Annotated in this window: 13 protein-coding genes; 4 read left to right on the top strand and 9 right to left on the bottom strand. The window is 40.4% G+C overall.

Features of this window, described 5'->3' with window-relative positions; all coding sequences use genetic code 11:
• Window positions 1–43: 43 nt before the first annotated feature.
• Both QDN89_RS13130 and QDN89_RS13125 read right to left on the bottom strand, forming a co-directional pair.
• Window positions 44–745: a CpsD/CapB family tyrosine-protein kinase gene (locus QDN89_RS13130; protein ID WP_280770603.1), complete on the bottom strand. Its 702-nt coding sequence runs from the start codon at window positions 743–745 to the stop codon at window positions 44–46.
• Window positions 735–1,481 (bottom strand): YveK family protein, encoded by a 747-nt coding sequence (locus QDN89_RS13125; RefSeq protein ID WP_280770602.1) that lies wholly within the window; start codon window positions 1,479–1,481, stop codon window positions 735–737. The genes QDN89_RS13130 and QDN89_RS13125 overlap by 11 nt, the downstream gene beginning before the upstream one ends.
• Before the next feature lie 188 nt (window positions 1,482–1,669).
• On the opposite strand from QDN89_RS13125, the gene QDN89_RS13120 reads away from it, so the two are divergent.
• Window positions 1,670–2,632, top strand: coding sequence for an LCP family glycopolymer transferase (locus tag QDN89_RS13120; protein WP_280770601.1), 963 nt, complete (start codon window positions 1,670–1,672; stop codon window positions 2,630–2,632).
• Between the two features lie 227 nt (window positions 2,633–2,859).
• Here QDN89_RS13120 and QDN89_RS13115 read toward each other — a convergent pair whose 3' ends face one another.
• Window positions 2,860–3,966: an LCP family glycopolymer transferase gene (locus tag QDN89_RS13115; protein ID WP_280770600.1), complete on the bottom strand. Its 1,107-nt coding sequence runs from the start codon at window positions 3,964–3,966 to the stop codon at window positions 2,860–2,862.
• 271 nt (window positions 3,967–4,237) lie between these two features.
• On the opposite strand from QDN89_RS13115, the gene galU reads away from it, so the two are divergent.
• Complete coding sequence (gene galU, locus QDN89_RS13110; RefSeq protein ID WP_280770599.1) at window positions 4,238–5,125, top strand: UTP--glucose-1-phosphate uridylyltransferase GalU; 888 nt, start codon at window positions 4,238–4,240, stop codon at window positions 5,123–5,125.
• Between the two features lie 858 nt (window positions 5,126–5,983).
• On the opposite strand, the gene QDN89_RS13105 is transcribed toward galU, so the two are convergent.
• Window positions 5,984–7,969 (bottom strand): N-acetylmuramoyl-L-alanine amidase family protein, encoded by a 1,986-nt coding sequence (locus QDN89_RS13105; RefSeq protein WP_280770598.1) that lies wholly within the window; start codon window positions 7,967–7,969, stop codon window positions 5,984–5,986.
• Between the two features lie 492 nt (window positions 7,970–8,461).
• On the opposite strand from QDN89_RS13105, the gene QDN89_RS13100 reads away from it, so the two are divergent.
• Together QDN89_RS13100 and QDN89_RS13095 are read left to right on the top strand one after the other, a co-directional pair.
• Window positions 8,462–9,439, top strand: a complete 978-nt coding sequence (locus tag QDN89_RS13100; protein ID WP_280770597.1) for a zinc-binding dehydrogenase — start codon at window positions 8,462–8,464, stop codon at window positions 9,437–9,439.
• A gap of 859 nt (window positions 9,440–10,298) precedes the next feature.
• Window positions 10,299–11,345 (top strand): LCP family glycopolymer transferase, encoded by a 1,047-nt coding sequence (locus tag QDN89_RS13095; protein WP_280770596.1) that lies wholly within the window; start codon window positions 10,299–10,301, stop codon window positions 11,343–11,345.
• A 66-nt stretch (window positions 11,346–11,411) separates the two neighbouring features.
• On the opposite strand, the gene QDN89_RS13090 is transcribed toward QDN89_RS13095, so the two are convergent.
• Genes QDN89_RS13090 through QDN89_RS13070 form a run of 5 tightly spaced genes read right to left on the bottom strand, consistent with a single transcriptional unit; the run spans window position 11,412 to window position 17,240 of the window.
• The gene (locus tag QDN89_RS13090) at window positions 11,412–12,176 is read right to left on the bottom strand and encodes an inositol monophosphatase family protein (RefSeq protein WP_280770595.1); all 765 of its coding nucleotides are present in this window, start codon (window positions 12,174–12,176) and stop codon (window positions 11,412–11,414) included.
• A complete protein-coding gene (locus QDN89_RS13085; RefSeq protein ID WP_280770594.1) occupies window positions 12,160–13,233 on the bottom strand; it encodes an ABC transporter substrate-binding protein in 1,074 nt (357 codons plus the stop codon). Before QDN89_RS13085 ends, QDN89_RS13090 begins: the two co-directional genes overlap by 17 nt.
• Window positions 13,234–13,253: 20 nt before the next feature.
• Complete coding sequence (locus QDN89_RS13080; protein WP_280770593.1) at window positions 13,254–14,336, bottom strand: ABC transporter ATP-binding protein; 1,083 nt, start codon at window positions 14,334–14,336, stop codon at window positions 13,254–13,256.
• Between the two features lie 27 nt (window positions 14,337–14,363).
• On the bottom strand, window positions 14,364–16,082 hold the full coding sequence (locus tag QDN89_RS13075) for an ABC transporter permease (protein ID WP_280770592.1): 1,719 nt from the start codon (window positions 16,080–16,082) through the stop codon (window positions 14,364–14,366).
• A 54-nt stretch (window positions 16,083–16,136) separates the two neighbouring features.
• Entirely contained in the window at window positions 16,137–17,240 is a 1,104-nt protein-coding gene (locus QDN89_RS13070; RefSeq protein WP_280770591.1) for an ABC transporter substrate-binding protein, read from the bottom strand.
• Window positions 17,241–17,339 lie beyond the last annotated feature (99 nt).

Here is a 17,339-nt window from a genome sequence, read left to right as displayed (position 1 = left end):
CATGATTCACGATAACAGAAACTAAAAGAAAAAAGAGAGAGTATTAACCCTCTCCGTAATAGTAGTAATACTGTGAATCTTCCATTTTGCGATCATTGAGTACTGCCCCTAAAATATTCGCTTCCACTTTCTTCAACGAATCAACCGCTTTTTGCGCATGCTCATCCTCTGTTTGTCCACTTCGAATAACTAAAATAGCTCCATCTACTAGACGCGACAAAATTTGTGGATCTGTCACGGCATTCACCGGTGGGGCATCAAACACAACGTAGTCATAAAGTTTCGATACAGAATTGACAAACTCTTTCATTGCTCGTGAACCTAATAATTCACTTGGGTTTGGCGGAACTGGTCCTGAAGGAAGCACATCTAATCTCGGAATAGACGTTTCCAACACAGCTTCTTCAAATGTCGCTTGCTGCGTCACCACAGTTGTTAACCCTGTTAGGTTCGGCAACTGGAAAGTGAAGTGAACCGTCGGCTTTCGTAAGTCCGTATCGACGATCAATACTTTATTATGCTGTTGTGCGAGAACAACACCTAAATTTGCAATCACCGTTGATTTCCCTTCCCCTGGGGAAGACGACGTGACCATCATCGTTTTTATTTGTTTATCAACCGAGGCAAATTGAATATTCGTTCTCAATGTACGAAACTGCTCAGAAATGGCCGATTTTTTATCAAATTCGGTAATTAATGCTCGTTGTTTATCTGAAAGTTCTTGGTTTCCTTTTTTACGCGCCATGATTTTCACGTCCTGTTCTTGCCCGTCTTGAATGGGATAACTCTTTCACTGTTACTTTCGATGCATCAATCGTTGCAATCGATGCGAGAACTGGAATTCCTAGTTTGTCTTCCACATCTTCTTCTGTTTTGATCGTATTATCTAAGAATTCTAGTAAGAAGGCTAACCCTACAGCCGCCATCAATCCAACAACAAAGGCAATCGCCATGTTCAATGTTGGATTTGGACTTACCGGGGAAGGTGATTCAGATAGTTCCGCACTCGTTAAAATCGACACATTGTCTACGTTCATAATCTCTACAATGTCTCGTTGAAAAACAGTTCCAAGCGTATTGGCAATTTGCACTGCCATGGCTGGATTATCGTCCTCTACAGTGATCGATACGACCTGAGAATCCCCTTCACTACGAACGGTAATTTGATCCCTTAATGCACCAGGTGAACGCTCAAGATTTAATTCTTCCAACGTTGGTTCTATGATTCTAGGAGATGTAATAATCACATTGTACGTATTAATTAAATCTAGGTTTGTCCGAAGATCACCTGACGTATAGGCTTGACCTTCTTCCTTTGATTGATTGACTAATAGTTGAGTAGAAGCAGCATAGGATGGTGTTAATAAGAAGTAAGATACAGCAGCACTTAATGCTACCGCTACGATTGTTATAATAATAATGAGTCGAAGTCGTTTCTTTAACGTGCCTACAATTTCTTTCAAACTAATTGTTTCTTCCATGGTTTCCTCCTGAAAAATGTAAAATCGACAAAATTTATGGCATTAGCTCTCCTTATGCTATCTGAAAATGGGAATAAAGTAAATCGTTTATGGCAAATACTTTCAAATTATAGAAAATTAGATTGCTAAGTTTTGTCAATCTCATTATACTAAGCTTATAACAAATTACGTTTAAGAGGAGAAATGACATGAGAAAAGCATTCATTATTATCGGATCGCTGTTGCTGGTGTTTCTAGTGGCCGTCGGCGGATATGGATTCTATTTATATAAATCAGTTCAGTCAACGATCGATACACAGATGCACACGACATTAGACCGCGAAAAGACCGACAAGAGAGACATCGAAGTAAATATGGATGAAAAAGAGCCACTGTCATTTTTGCTATTAGGGGTCGATGCGGAAGAGTCCACAACTGGTCGAACGGACACAATGATGGTTATTACGGTAAACCCAAATGATCAATCGATGAAGATGGTTAGTTTACCTCGTGACACTCGAATGGAGATTGTCGGACGTGGTTTTGAAGACAAAGTCAATCACGCATACGCATTTGGCGGTGCTGATATGGCCATCGCTACGGTAGAAAATTACTTTGATATTCCGATAGACTACTTTTTAACCGTTAATATGGAAGGTTTTAAAGAAATGGTTGATTCTGTAGGTGGAGTTACTGTCTATAATGACTTTGATTTCAGACAGAGTGGGTATGACTTCCATGAAGGGGAAAACTTCTTAGATGGCGATCAAGCTCTTGCTTACGCTCGAATGAGAAAAGAAGATTCTCGTGGAGATTTAGGTCGAAACGATCGTCAACGTCAAATCGTTAACGGCATGATTAAAGAAGGAGCACAATTCAGTTCGATTACACGTGCAGAATCGATTCTAGACGCCATCGGTGGAAACATGGTCACAAACTTAACATTCGATGAAATGGTGAAGTTGCAGTCAAATTATCGTGATGCTCGTCATAATCAAGAAACGTATGAAATTGAAGGTTCTGGAGAAACGATTGACGGTATTTGGTACTTGATGGTTCCTGATGAAGAGCGCCAACGCATTAGTGGTGAGTTACAAGCTCACTTAGGAATAGATGGGGAATCTGTTGTTGTAAATGATGAGGATGAAGATGAAGAAGCCGAAGAAGACTGATTGTAGATAGGTTTAGGGCAAGGCACTTGATATGGTGCTTTGCCCTTTTTTGGTTGGAGAACGTGCTCGTTCTTTCTATAGAAATAGAAGTTCTATTAGTAACGAGATGTTCTAACGGATTCTCTTTATTTGACCGAAAGCGGTGAGCGACAGGTCCTGGAGACGACTTGATTTTTCCAAGCAAAAGAAAAACTGCCCCGCAGATATGCGAGACAGCTTGGCGTTCTTTATTGTCCAATTTCTGTTGTGGATGTTTCCTCTTGGTCGTCTATTTCTTCCCTGTGTTCATGATCATGTTCATGATCGTGATCGTGTTCATGTTCATGTTCGTCATCTGTTTCAACAGAAGAGGCAACTGTCATTTCATCAATGATGCCTAAATGTTTCTGGAGTCGCTGGCTTGTTTCTTCTAAAGACTGTTCATCAACGTTATAATAATACACGCCATCTTGCATGAGATCTGTTCCATCAAAGCTTAATGATTCAATGTTGTTTAAATCATTCGCATATGAATGCATCGAGACAATGTCATTGAAACTCATATTCATGTGAAGGTTTCTTCCGACGGTATCCATTAATGAGTTGAAGTTCGTAATCGAGCTAAAGGAAGCTACTTCGCGAATGACTGATTCCATGACTTCCTTTTGGCGTTCGCCTCGACCTAAATCACCTGCTGGATCGGACTTCCGCATTCTTACATACGCCAATGCTTCTTCGCCATTTAATATTTGCTCGCCTTCTTCGATCGTTAACGTTCCGTATGTGGCATTATCCGTTTCGGTGAAAGTCATTGGTGAATCAACCGTAATCCCGTTTAGTTCATCAATAATTTCCATAAATGCGTCAAAGTTCAACGATACGAAATAATCAACTGGAATATCTAGCATATTTTCTACGGTATCTAGTGTCATGTCGATCCCACCAAACGCGTGGGCATGGTTTATTTTATCTTCGCCGTATCTACCGACAATTTCCACTTTGGAGTCTCGTGGAATATTTAACATTTTAATCGAGCCTTCTTCAGGGTTAAATGTGGCGAGTACCATCGCATCTGTTCGTCCACTTAAATCTTCATCTCTCGTATCGAGTCCAAGAAATAGAACGGAGATTGGTTCGTTACTAGGATTTACTTTCTCCTCGCGGAACTCTGAGCGTTCTCCTCTTTCTAAATCTTGCTGCGCACTAGATGTGACGTTCGCGACTTGTGTTGCCATGTAAACTAAAGCGCCACCAGCTAACAAAAATACTCCTAAAAATGTGATTAACGTGATTTTAAAAATGGAACGTGGTTTCTTTCCTTTTCCCTGTTTCGATTCATACCGCGATTGCGCCACTGTCGACACTCCTTTTTCGTATCTAAAAGCTCATTTATTATTGTCATTATTTTGAATATTTTCGTTAAAACCTCAACTAATAATTTTACTCTAATTTAAGAATCTAGTAAAGGTTATTTTTTGGAATTTCATCGTTTCATAGGGATTAGTGGACAACCTAGGTGGATTTTGTTGTTTGATGGTCAATTTTACTCGTTTTTTGCTCGAAAGATTCTTGCCTCTGTGAATATTTGGATGTATTGTAGAAATGAAGAGAAAAAGGAGTGGTCATATGCCTAAAGTAAAAAAAGCGATTATCCCTGCTGCAGGCTTGGGGACGAGATTTCTGCCGGCGACAAAAGCACAGCCGAAGGAAATGCTGCCAATTGTCGATAAACCAACGATTCAGTACATTGTAGAAGAAGCGATTCATTCTGGAATTGAAGATATCATTATCATTAGTGGACGAGGAAAACGTGCGATAGAAGACCACTTTGATAAATCTTATGAGTTAGAAGAGACGTTGTTGAAAAAAGAAAAGTTAGCGTTGTTGGAAGAGATCCAAGGTATTTCAAATATGGCAAATATCCACTACATTCGCCAGAAAGAGCCAAAAGGGTTAGGACATGCTATTGGGTGTGCGAAGCACTTTATCGGCGATGAGCCGTTTGCTGTGCTGTTAGGAGACGACATTGTGCAAACGGAAGGGAAACCTTGTTTGAAACAATTAATCGATGTGTTCGAACGGTACAATTCCTCCGTCGTTGGCGTGCAACCTGTTCCTGATGAAGACGTGTCGAAATATGGTATCGTGTCGCCGAAGTCATCTGAAATCGAACCAGGCGTTATTCATGTGAAAGACCTTGTGGAAAAGCCAAAACTAGAAGATGCCCCATCGAACCATGCGATCATGGGTCGCTACGTGCTTCGTCCGGAAATTTTCGACATTTTGGACGAGCTTGCTCCAGGTGCTGGAAACGAAATTCAGTTAACGGATGCGATTAAAAAGCTCAATGAGACGCAAGTCGTTCTTGCCTATGAGTTCAGTGGGAAGCGCTACGATGTAGGAGACAAGCTTGGATTTGTCAAAGCGACGGTAGACTTTGCCTTGCAGCGTGATGATTTGAAGCAGGACATGTTGGAGTACTTAGAAGAGATTTCGAAGAGACATTTGAAGTAAGGGCAAAGATTAAAGTGTTTTTGGCTCTCCTATTAGGTAGGAGAGCTTTTTTTGGTTGGTAGAGATTTCGGCGGATTCGTGGGTGGGGGAGTTGGCGGCTTTTGGCGGGGGCTCTAGTGACCTTTCTTTTGCTAAAATGTTCGTTTAGGGTCACTAGTTGGTCGCTCTAGTGACCTTTCTTTTGCCAAAATGCTCGTTTAGGGTCACTAGCTGGGCGCTCTTGTGACCGTCTTTTGCCAAAATCAACTCGCTTCGGTCACAAGACGCTTTCTCTTGTGACCGTCTTTTACCAAAATCAACTCGCTTCGGTCACAAGACGCTCTCTCTTGTGACCGTCTTTTACCAAAATTAGCTCGCAACCGGCACAAGACGCTCTCTCTTGTGACCGTCTTTTACCAAAATCAACTCGCTTCGGTCACAAGACGCTCTCTCTTGTGACCGTCTTTTACCAAAATCAACTCGCTTCGGTCACAAGACGCTCTTTCTTGTGACCGTCTTTTACCAAAATTAGCTCGCAACCGGCACAAGACGCTCTCTCTTGTGACCGTCTTTTACCAAAATCAACTCGCTTCGGTCACAAGACGCTCTCTCTTGTGACCGTCTTTTGCCAAAATTAGCTCGCAACCGGCACAAGACGCTCTCTCTTGTGACCGTCTTTTACCAAAATCAGCTCGCTTCGGTCACAAGACGCTCTTTCTTGTGACCGTCTTTTGCCAGAATCAGCTCGCTTCGGTCACAAGACGCTCTCTCTTGTGACCGTCTTTTGCCAGAATCAGCTCGCTTTGGTCACAAGATGCATCCGCTCCACAGTATAAAAAAACCCGAGCATCAAATGATATGCTCGGGTTAAACAATTGTTTAGTTATAGTATGCTTTAATGCCTCTAACAATTTCATTGGCCATTTTATCTTGTTGATTCAGTAGTTTATTCAAATCAGATTGATTGGACATGAAACCTGGTTCAATTAATACAGCAGGCATCCTCGGTCCAGTTAGCACTTGGAGATTCCGCTTCACAAGGCCGCGATCTCGCATATTCATTCCACTAGAAATTGCTTTTTGCAATTCTGTTGCTAATCTGCGGCTTTGAGCTGGGTACTGAGTTTCACTATAGAGAACTTCGGAACCGCTAGCAGCCGAACTTCCAAATGAATTGGCGTGAATACTTATAAACAGATCGGCGTTCGATTGATTCGCTAAGGAGACGCGAGTTCCAATGGCAATGAAACGATCATCGGATCGGCTCATAACGACTTTGGCACCTTCACGTTCCAATGCTTGTTTCACTTTATTACTTAAGTTGAGTACGATTGTTTTTTCGTAAATATTACCATTAACTGCTCCCGGATCATGACCACCGTGACCTGGATCAAGGAAAATGGTTTTTCCAGATAAATTACCAGAACCACTTGAGCTATTTCCAGTCTGATTGGCCATCTTTACGTAATCAGCGTGAATATATCCCCATCGACTGCCTACTTTGATTTTGTACCAGTTTCCTGTTTTTTCATGAAGGTTGACGGTCGTTCCGCGACGCAAACTACTTATGATGGAAGAACTCGATGAGGCAGATGCTCTTACGTTTAAGTTTGTTGCCGTCACTTCACCGTTTCCAAGAGTTGATGATGAGCTGTCGGATCCGCTTGATGACGTCGATGCTTTCACAAAGCTGTCATGAATGTAACCATCACGACTGCCTACTTTGATCTTGTACCATGAACCACTTTTTCCAAGTAAGTCTACTTTCGTTCCTCGACGCAAACTACTTATGATCGACGCACTCGATGAGGCAGATGCGCGAACATTTAAGTTACTTGCCGTCACTTCCCCACTTCCGAGATTTGATGACGAGCTTCCTCCTGATGAACTGTCAGATCCGCTTGATGACGTCGATGCTTTCACAAAGTTACTATGAATGTAACCGTCGCGACTTCCTACTTTGATCTTGTACCATGAGCCACTTTTTCCGAGTAAGTCTACTTTCGTTCCTCGACGTAAACTACTGATGATCGACGCACTCGATGAGGCAGATGCGCGTACGTTTAAGTTCGATGCGGTTATTTCGCCTGTTCCAAGATCAGATGACGAGCTTCCTCCTGACGAACTGTCGGATCCGCTTGATGAACTGGATACTTTCACAAAGTTACTATGAATGTAACCGTCGCGACTTCCTACTTTGATCTTATACCATGAGCCACTTTTTCCTAGTAAGTCTACTTTCGTGCCTCGACGTAAACTACTAATGATCGACGCACTCGATGAGGCAGATGCTCGTACATTCAAGTTGCTTGCCGTCACTTCCCCGCTTCCGAGGTTTGATGAAGAACTAGAATTATTCGAACTCGTTACTTTCACATAGTCACCATGAATAAATCCATCACGACTGCCTACTTTGATTTTGTACCATGAGCCACTTTTTCCAAGTAAGTCTACTTTCGTGCCTCGTCTCACACTACTTATGATCGACGCGCTCGATGAAGCTGAAGCTCTAACATTCAGATTGGTTGCCGTAATTTCTCCGCTTCCAATGCTTGAAGCGTTACTCCCATTACTTGTGCTCGTTACTTTAACAAAGTTACCGTGTATGTATCCCCAGCGATTGTTAAAACGAACTTTGTACCAGGAGCCTGATTTTTCGTGGAGGTCCACTTTTGCTCCCCGAGCATACCCACCTATCACACTCGAACTTGACGAGGGTTGAGACCGGATATTGAGTGACGAAGCAGTAATCTCTCCTTTTTCCATCGTCTCCGCATGAGCAAAATTGATGGACCCTTGCCCTGTTTCAATGATAAATCCAACAACTAAAATCATGGTAAGAAATAAAAACCCTACTTTTTTCACATGTTAGCCTCCCTTCTCTGTTCCTATGCTATGAATCATCCATAACTTAAAAAGTACTTCCAAATCACATCTAGCAAACTAGCTAAACCAAATAAAAACACACCTAAACAAGCGACACTGACGGGCGATCCCCAACGTAAATTCTTCATGATAAATCCTCCAATATAATTGGTAATATTTACTTTACCGTATCTTTATTCCTGTGTATATAGTAAGAATTGCTTTGTTTTTTCGACTAAATGAACCAAAATATATAAAATTAGCTTGATTGTTTCATATATGGTTATTATTACCATCAAAAAGGGGAGTTGTCGATCCATATAATAATGCTCCTGTTAGCCTTTCTTTCATTTGCCCAAGCCTCTTCCTTTGAAAATAATACCAAAGTCTTTCCTCGGCATTTGCACAGGATTTTTCAAAGCTAGTTTGAGTGTTGTTTGATACAGGAATACGAATAAAGAATACGATAGTTTATACGAGGAGGAATAAGAAATGAAAGCATTAGCTCTTGAAAAAACAGGCGGTCATTTGAAAGTGATGGATGTACCCGTTCCCGAACCTGAAGCTGACCAAGTTCTTGTAAAAATACATTCGGTCGGATTAAACCCGGTCGATTATAAACTTGCAAATAATCCGTTGCCAGAGTGGGAGTTTCCCCACATTTCAGGACTTGATGTAGCAGGTGTGGTGGAAAAAACAGGTGCAAACGTGACTGATTGGCATCCCGGTGACAAGGTTTATTACCACGGCAGCCTTGCCCATCAAGGCGGATTCGCAGAATATTCGATCGCCCGTCAAGATGTGCTCGCTCCTCTACCGGAAGGACTGAGCTTTAATGAAGCAGCAGCTTTACCGACTCCTGCATTTACGGCTTACCAGTCACTAAACAGAAAAGTCCCTTCTCGCAAAGGACAGACCATTTTAATTCAAGCCGGCGCCGGTGGTGTTGGAGGGTTTGCCATCCAGCTCGCCCACCTGAAAGGGCTTGATATCATAACCACTTGTTCTCCTGAAAATACGGCCCATGTTAAGAAACTTGGCGCGAACAAAGTCATCGACTATAACACGGAGAACGTTGTTAAAGAAGTGCATAAATACACGGATGGCCGCGGTGTCGACATTGTCATGGACATGGTTGGCGGCCAGGCAGTATCAGATGCTATGGATATGCTCGCATTTAACGGACATCTGGTAAGTGTCGTTGACCTTCCTGATATGAGCCAGTACGCACCTAAATCGCTCGCCCTCTCCATTCATGAAGTAGCCTTAGGATTTGTTTACCGAAGCGACGACGAACGGCAAATTGCCGACCTCGGACATATCGCCAAGGAAGTCGGAGAGTTAGCGGCAAATAAACAGCTTGATCCAATGTTAGAAGATGTCGTCACACTGGAAGCCGTTCCAGAAGCCCTTTCAAAAATTAACGAAGGCCACGTGCGCGGCAATATCGTGTGTCAAATAGTGGATTAAAGCTAATGAAAGAGAGTGTCCCAAAAGCTTGTACTTTTAGGACACTCTCTGGTTCGTTTTTTTCATGATAGTTCGTAAATCTTCCTCTGTTCGAGACTAACTTGACTCTTTTCGCATGCGTTAGTCCCGTATATCCTCGATTCTCTTTACTAATTCCTCTTGATTACCTTACTCACATTTTCTTTCTACATCGTCTAGTTTTTAACAACTTTTTTTGGACAACCGCGGGGATGGAACTAGGTTAAATCCAACAACTAATAAAACGGTAAGAAACAAAAACCCTACTTTTTTTCACATGTTAGACATCCTTCTCTGTACTTATGCTATGAATCATCCATAACTTAAAAAGTACTTCCAAATCACATCTAGCAAACTAGCTAAACCAAATAAAAACACACTAAACAAGCAACACTGAGCGATCCCCAACGTAAATTTTTCATGATTGATCCTCCGATATAATTGGTAATATTTACTTTACCCTGCGTATATAGTAAGAATTGCTTTGTTTTTTCGACTAAATGAACCAAAATATATAAAATTAGCTTGATTGTTTCTAATTAGGTTATTGTTAACAATTAAGGAGAAGAATAGAGAAAATAAAATGACATCTTAATCCTTGTTGTAGCAAGCTTTTCAACCTTAGTTTTAAAAAAGTAAATAAATCTCATAAAAAACGAAACTTTCTATTCCTATTATCGTCAAAAATTGTGTCGTCTTTTAGCGGATAAAAAATGCTATAATAAAAATTGAGAAAATTTATGCTTATTACTTTGTTGGAATTGAATAGTTATGTAAAAATAAAGTGGTTCACACCATGCTTCCATTTTGACATAACCGAAAATTAGGGGAGTGTCCTTCTTTGACAGATTTAAAACGATCAGATAAAAATAACAAGAAAAAATCATCACCTTTTCGCCGATTTGTAAAATATACGTTGTTTACGTTACTTGGAGTGTTGCTTATCGCTGGAGGTGTTGCTGCCTACATGATTTATCAAATTTCCAGTGCGACAAGCGGGTCACAAGAAGAGTTGGATCGCGGAGACAAATCGGAATTCCGTGAAGTGGCCGTCGATCCAGTGAATGACCCGATATCCGTCTTGTTTTTAGGGTTGGATAGCAGGGAAGATGATTTATCCGGACGAACGGATGCGATGATTCTGGCAACGTTCAATCCAGATGAGAAAACAATCAAGATGTTAAGTATTCCTCGCGACTCGTATGTCGACATTCCGGGCAGACAGAACAAAGATAAAATTAACCACGCTCATGCTTTTGGTGGGGTGAATATGACGATTGATACTGTGGAGAACTTATTTGATATTCCAGTTGACTATGTCGTTTCATTGAATTTTACAGCGTTTATGGAAATTGTTGATACGATTGGTGGCGTCGAAGTCGATGTGCCAATGCCAATTAGCGATACGGATAATGCTACGTACGGCACAATTGAAATTGACGAAGGGATTCAAACGCTAAATGGCGAAGAAGCCCTTGCTTATGCAAGAATGAGAAAACAAGATCCACGTGGCGACCTTGGACGTGGCGACCGTCAAAAAGATGTAATTGAAGCAATCATCAAGCAATCCGCTAATTTCAGGACGATTACTCGCTTCGGTTCACTGATGGATAGTCTTGAGAGAAACCTTAGTACGAACTTGAGCTTTGGAAACATGGTAAGCATGCATTCCTACGCTGGTGAATTGGATAACATCGAAAGTTTAAGTCTTGAAGGGGAAGATTCAACGATTGAAGGTGTCTATTACTATCAGCTTTATGATGAATCCGTTAACGACATTTCAGATACCTTTAGAGATCATTTAGAAATTGCACATTCAGAAAGCTTTGGAGTCTCCAATGAAGAAGCCGCTGAAAGTGAAAGCGAAGGGACAGACCTAGGAGAATAAAGTGGAAAGACCTAACCGAGGAAGAAGTCGGTTAGGTCTTTTTATGTCGGTGCTCTGCTATCAACTTTACTTTGAAGGTATTTGGCAAGCATTTTGTAGATCACTCAATAAGGAAGGCGTCGCTACAATCAACTGTTCTTTTTTTAAATACTCCACTTGATTATGTATTTGAGAAATAACTGTTCCACCTACTTCTTCCACGATAAGCTTTCCAGCACAGTAATCCCATGCCGAAATGGAATCACTCACAAAAGCATCTAACCTTCCTTTTGCTACGTAGGCCATTTCTAATGAGCATGCACCATATGCACGGATTCCTCTTGCCTTTTTCACAATCAATTCAAGTCCTGGTCTTTCATAGAGGTAATCCGTATTGAAACTAATGATCGCTTCAGAAAGAGGAACCTCCTTTAATGGAGATAGCCGTTCCCCATTCAGATATGCCCCTTTCCCATGTTCAGCAAAGAAAAGTTCATCATGCATGACATCATAAACAAATCCCCATAGTGCTTCACCATCTTGGTAGACTGCTAGAGAAATGGCGAAAAACTGTTTCTGATGAACAAAATTCATCGTCCCATCAATCGGATCAATGATCCACACACGCCCAGTTAAATCAGTTACCTCGTCTGAAATGCCTTCTTCCCCTAACACTTTATCATCTGGATAGTATTCTTTTATTTTCCCAACAAAAAACTCTTCCGTTTCTCGGTCCACGTTCGTAACGAGATCATTTGCATGCGCCTTTGTTTCCACTTGTAACGTTTCTGTTAGTCTCTTACGAATATTTTCTCCTGCTTCATACACCCACGTTTCAACTATTTGCTTCATCTTCATCTACCCTTTCCATATCAGGGAATTTTAAAGCCATCCGATTCATGAATATCTCAATTTCCCATCGATTTATTAACCGTTTACGACTTGAGCCTGATTGGGAAATATCATATTCGAGAATTGGGATACTAGATGGGTCAATCGCTTCATCAGGTGAATTAGCCAACTCATGAGTTAGAAGTTGATAATTACCTACTTGTTTGCCAATTTCTTGTGCTTGCTTCGTTAGTGCCCAATCAACAAATATTTTTGCCTCTTCTAAATCTGGCGCGTTTTCAATAATCGCCACAGCTCCAACTTCATAAGCTGTCTGATCTTTAGGAAAAATCACATTTATATCTCGAAACCCTTCTTTGTAGAGCTTAATCGCATCTTGCGCAAACATGATAGAGATAGCGCTGTCTCCCATTGCAACACTTCGACCATTCGCATTTCCCGAATACGTATACTCCGAGACATTTTTATCAAGTTCATGTAAAAATTCGAACCCTTCTTTTTCACCGTATAATTGAGTGAATAAACTCAGCGACAAGTATCCTGTTCCGGAGCTTCTAGGGTCAGGTAAAGATATCCAATTCCTGTATTCTTCACGCAACAGATCTTTCCACGTTTGAGGGAGTTCCAATCCTCTATCAACATGCCATTGCCGATTCGCAACAATCGATAAGACACCAACATAAATTCCGGTCCAATAACCATTTTCATTTTTATATTTATCAGGAATAAAAGATGCATTAGGTGACACATATGGATAAAGAAGACCTTCTTTTTTTGCTTGAGCAAAAATGTCAGCCGGCCCTCCATACCATACACTAGCAACCGGATCTTCTGATTCATTTTGCAAGTGGTCAAGAATATCACCGTTACTCATTCGGATGAAATTCACCTGAATTCCCGTTTCTCGTTGAAACTGTTCCATCGCTTTAATTGCATGATCAGGATACATACCAGCGTAAACACTTAATTGACCCGATTCCTTTTTTGTTTGACATCCTGAAAGAAGAACGAAAACTAATAGAAGCCAAACTAAGGTAAAACTCACCTTGTTAATCATATTTTATCACTCCATCATTCTCAAGCGCTTGGAACGACATGCAAAGATGACTGAGCAAAGCTAATTGCTACTTTTTCTCCTTCTGCATAGATCTTACCACCACTTGGGTTCGATACTACGGCTTGTAAAATAGTACCGTTAAACTCTAGTTCATACTCTTGAGTTTGCCCCATAAATGCGCTTTTGACAACCTTCCCTTCAAAATCACCTTCATCACTGACATGAATGGATTCTGGTCGAATAACGACTTCTACTTGCTGTCCTACTTTAAACTCTTTCGCATTTTTTTGAGATACAAGTAATTCATTATTACTGTAAATCACTTTTAACTGATTTGAATCTACTTGAGAAACTTTACTGGGAAGAAAGTTCGCAGATCCAATAAAATCAGAAATAAATTTAGAAGTTGGTCTTTGATAAATCTCCATCGCTGAACCTATTTGTTCGATTCGTCCCTCGTTCATGACAACAATTTTATCACTTAAACTCATTGCCTCTGATTGGTCATGAGTAACATATATCGCAGTAATCCCTACTTTTTGTTGGACACGTCGTATTTCATCTCGCATCGTTACCCTTAATTTTGCATCTAAGTTCGATAACGGTTCATCAAATAATAAGACACTCGGCTCCATCACTAGCGCTCTAGCTAATGCAACCCGTTGCTGTTGACCACCTGATAGCTGGTTTGGCATTTTATCACGATGAACATCCAAATTCATAATTTCTATGACAGGCTCTACTCTTTTATCAAGTTCTGAATCACTCAATTTTTTTATTTTTAATCCATAAATTATATTTTCATATACACTCATATGTGGGAAAAGCGCGTAAGATTGGAAGACCATCGTACAGTCTCGTTTATTTGCAGCAACGTCTTTCACATTTTGTTCACCAAAGTATATATCTCCGTAAGAAAGCTCTTCAAATCCTGCAATCATTCTTAAAGTGGTTGTCTTACCACACCCTGAAGGACCTAACAATGTAGCAAACTCCCCCTTCTCGATAGTGAGATTCACATCATTAACTGCTTTTACTTTATTACCTTGATCATCTGTAAATTCTTTCGTTATATTTTTTAAGGAAACTGATTTTGAATTCATCGTTCTCAAACCTCCTAGATGTAAGTTCTAATTTGAAATGCTTGCTGAATCTGTGGTAATTTTATTCTTCTTCATTCGTTTTTTTGCTTTTCTTTCATAAGAAAAGAATTTAACCGAGAAATTAAGCAACAAGAGAGAAATTACCATTATAATGATTAACAACGTACTATAAGCACTCGCTACACCAATTCGCCCTGATTCTACCTGAGATAAAATGGAGGCTGTAATTAAATTGTATCGAGCCGATATAAGGAAAATGACCGCACTCATCGCTGTCATACTTTTCACGAATGTATAGATTAATGCACTGAAAAATGCAGGCTTAATTAAAGGTAATACAATGGCGAAAAATGTTTTTCGGCCACTAGCTCCTAAGTTTGTCGAAGCTTCTTCAATGGACGGATCAATTTGCTGAAGTGCTGTTATCCCAGACCGAATACCAATTGGCATCGAACGAATAATAAAGGCTGCAATAATAATTAGCGCCGTTCCCGTAATTGCCAGTGGTGGCGCATTAAATGCAAGAATATAAGAAATACCAATAACTGTCCCAGGAATCGCAATCGAGAGCATGCTAACCGATTCCATTGCTTTTTTTCCTGCAAACTTTTTACGTACTATTAAAAAGGCGATGATCATAGCTATAAGTCCACCTATAGGTGTAGCAATTAATGAAAGTTGGAGAGTATCCACAATTGCTTTTTGTCCAATCGAAAAGACAAACTTATAATGATCTAAAGTAAAACTGTTATCAATGCCCCACAGCCTGATAAACGAACCAACAGGAACTAATAAGTAAAAAAGCATGACTGTTGCAGATAAAGAATAACAAGTACCAATCATAAATCCTCTTAGTTTACCTTTACCAATCATTTTACGGTCAGAAGTGGGTTTACCAGTTACAGTGACATAACTTTTCTTCCCAACCCAAAATTTCTGAATGGAAAAAACAACTAGTGTAATAGTTAAGAGCAGCATCGCAAGAGCAGCACCAGCTTGCATATTGTAGCTTCCCACTGCTTGAAGGTAAATTTCTCTTGCAACGGTATTATAGTTACCACCGATGGTCATTGGATTACCAAAATCAGCCATCGACTGAATAAAAACGAGAAGGTAAGCATTTGCAATTCCAGGAATCGATAACGGCAACGTTACTTTTTTGAACGTTTCCCATCGACTTGCTCCTAAGTTATCACTTGCTTCTTCAAGAGCTGGACTGATCGAACGAAGTAACCCCGATAAAACGAGAAACCCTACAGGAAAGAAACTCAATGTCTGGACTAATACGAGGCCATGTAAACCGTAAATGTTTGCATTTTCAATTCCAAAGATCATTTCTGAAATAAATCCACCACGACCGAATAATAAGATAGCAGAAAGTGCAATAACAAACGGGGGTGAAATCAAAGGTAAAATGGCTATCCCGTTAAATATTTTTTTGAAAGGTACAGCTATATAAGCAAATGTATAAGCGAAAAAATACGCAATAACTGTTGATAATGTTGCTACAATAATGGCTAACACTAACGAGTTCACGAGTGAAGTGAAAAGTTCTCCACCAGATAAAACACGTTGATAACCTGCAAGAGAAAAACTTCCCTCACTAGTAAAACTTACGATGAATATTTTGAAGAGAGGATACGCAATAAATGTGATGAGAGAAAGCATAATCAAACTGACCATCAATAACAACAACGGTTGCTTAAATAATGGTCTAATATAGTTTTGATAGTAATCCCTAAGCATTTGAATCAATCTCCTTTATGGAAAAGGGAGACACTTTGATGTCTCCCTCCCTATTTACTTATTTACTTCGTTGTCCCATTTGTCGATAATTTCTTGTCGAAGTTCTCCAGCACGAAGTGGATTAGATTCAATTAAGTTCAAATCATCTAAATCTATCGCTTGCTCTGGTTGTTGAGCATCGTGATGTGTTAAGTTTTGGAAATTATCTGTTTGCTGCCCTACTTCTTGAGCGGTAGGTCCCGCAGCCCAATCAATGAATGCTTCCGCTAACTCTGGATTTGGTGCACCATCAATGATCGAAACGGAACCAATTTCAAATCCAGTACCATCTTCTGGTGTTGTCATCACAAGATCAGAATATCCTTCATTTTGAAATTTAATGATATCATGAGCAAACAGTATCCCTACTGCTGCTTCACCCATTCCAACCATACGTCCAGGTGCAGCACCACTTGTTGTATATTGCTGAACGAGAGGATGAAGTTGGTCTAAGTATTCCCATCCTGCTTCTTCATTTTCTTTTCCTAATACTTCAAGTACAGTGTAAAGAATCGTGTAAGCAGTTCCTGATGATGCTGGGTGTGCCATCACGATTTCATCTTCATAAACCGGGTTCAGCAAATCTTCCCAACTCGTCGGTGCTTCTAGACCGTGTTCATCTAAGAAAACTTGGTTCGAAGCGAATCCTACAGGACCTAAGTAAACTCCTGTCCAATACCCATCTTCGTCACGGAACTCTTCAGAAATGCCTTCTACTGCAACATCTGAAATATAAGGTTGTAATAGATCTTCTTGTTGAGCTGCTACAAACGTATCTGCAGGGCCTCCATACCAAATGTCTGCTTGTGGATTGTTTTTCTCTGCACGTACTCGAGCTAAAATTTCACCAGCTGACATTCGGATCATATCAACATCAATTCCAGTATCTTCTTCGAACTGATTAACAGCTGCGATCGCATGATCCTCTTGGAACCCAACATATGCCGTCAACGATCCTTCTAATTGTTCTTCCGTTGCTTCCTCTTCATTATTGTTCTTTTCTTGTTCATTACTGTTATCTTGATCCGCTGTTGCCTCTTCATTACCATTACTGTCGCCGCAGGCAACGATAACCACTCCTAAAATAAGTACCATAAAAATAAAAGCTAATTTCTTCAATGTAAATCCCCCTTCAATTAAGATTAACTTCATCATAAATGAATACGCTTTCAACAAATAGACCAAGTTCCTGCCACTTGAAACGGCAAAAAAAAGTTA

The organism is Salipaludibacillus daqingensis, from assembly GCF_029891575.1.
Lineage (GTDB): Bacteria > Bacillota > Bacilli > Bacillales > Salisediminibacteriaceae > Salipaludibacillus > Salipaludibacillus daqingensis.
The sequence above is the reverse complement of the archived record's forward strand: the minus strand, read 5'-3'. Positions and strand labels throughout refer to the sequence as shown.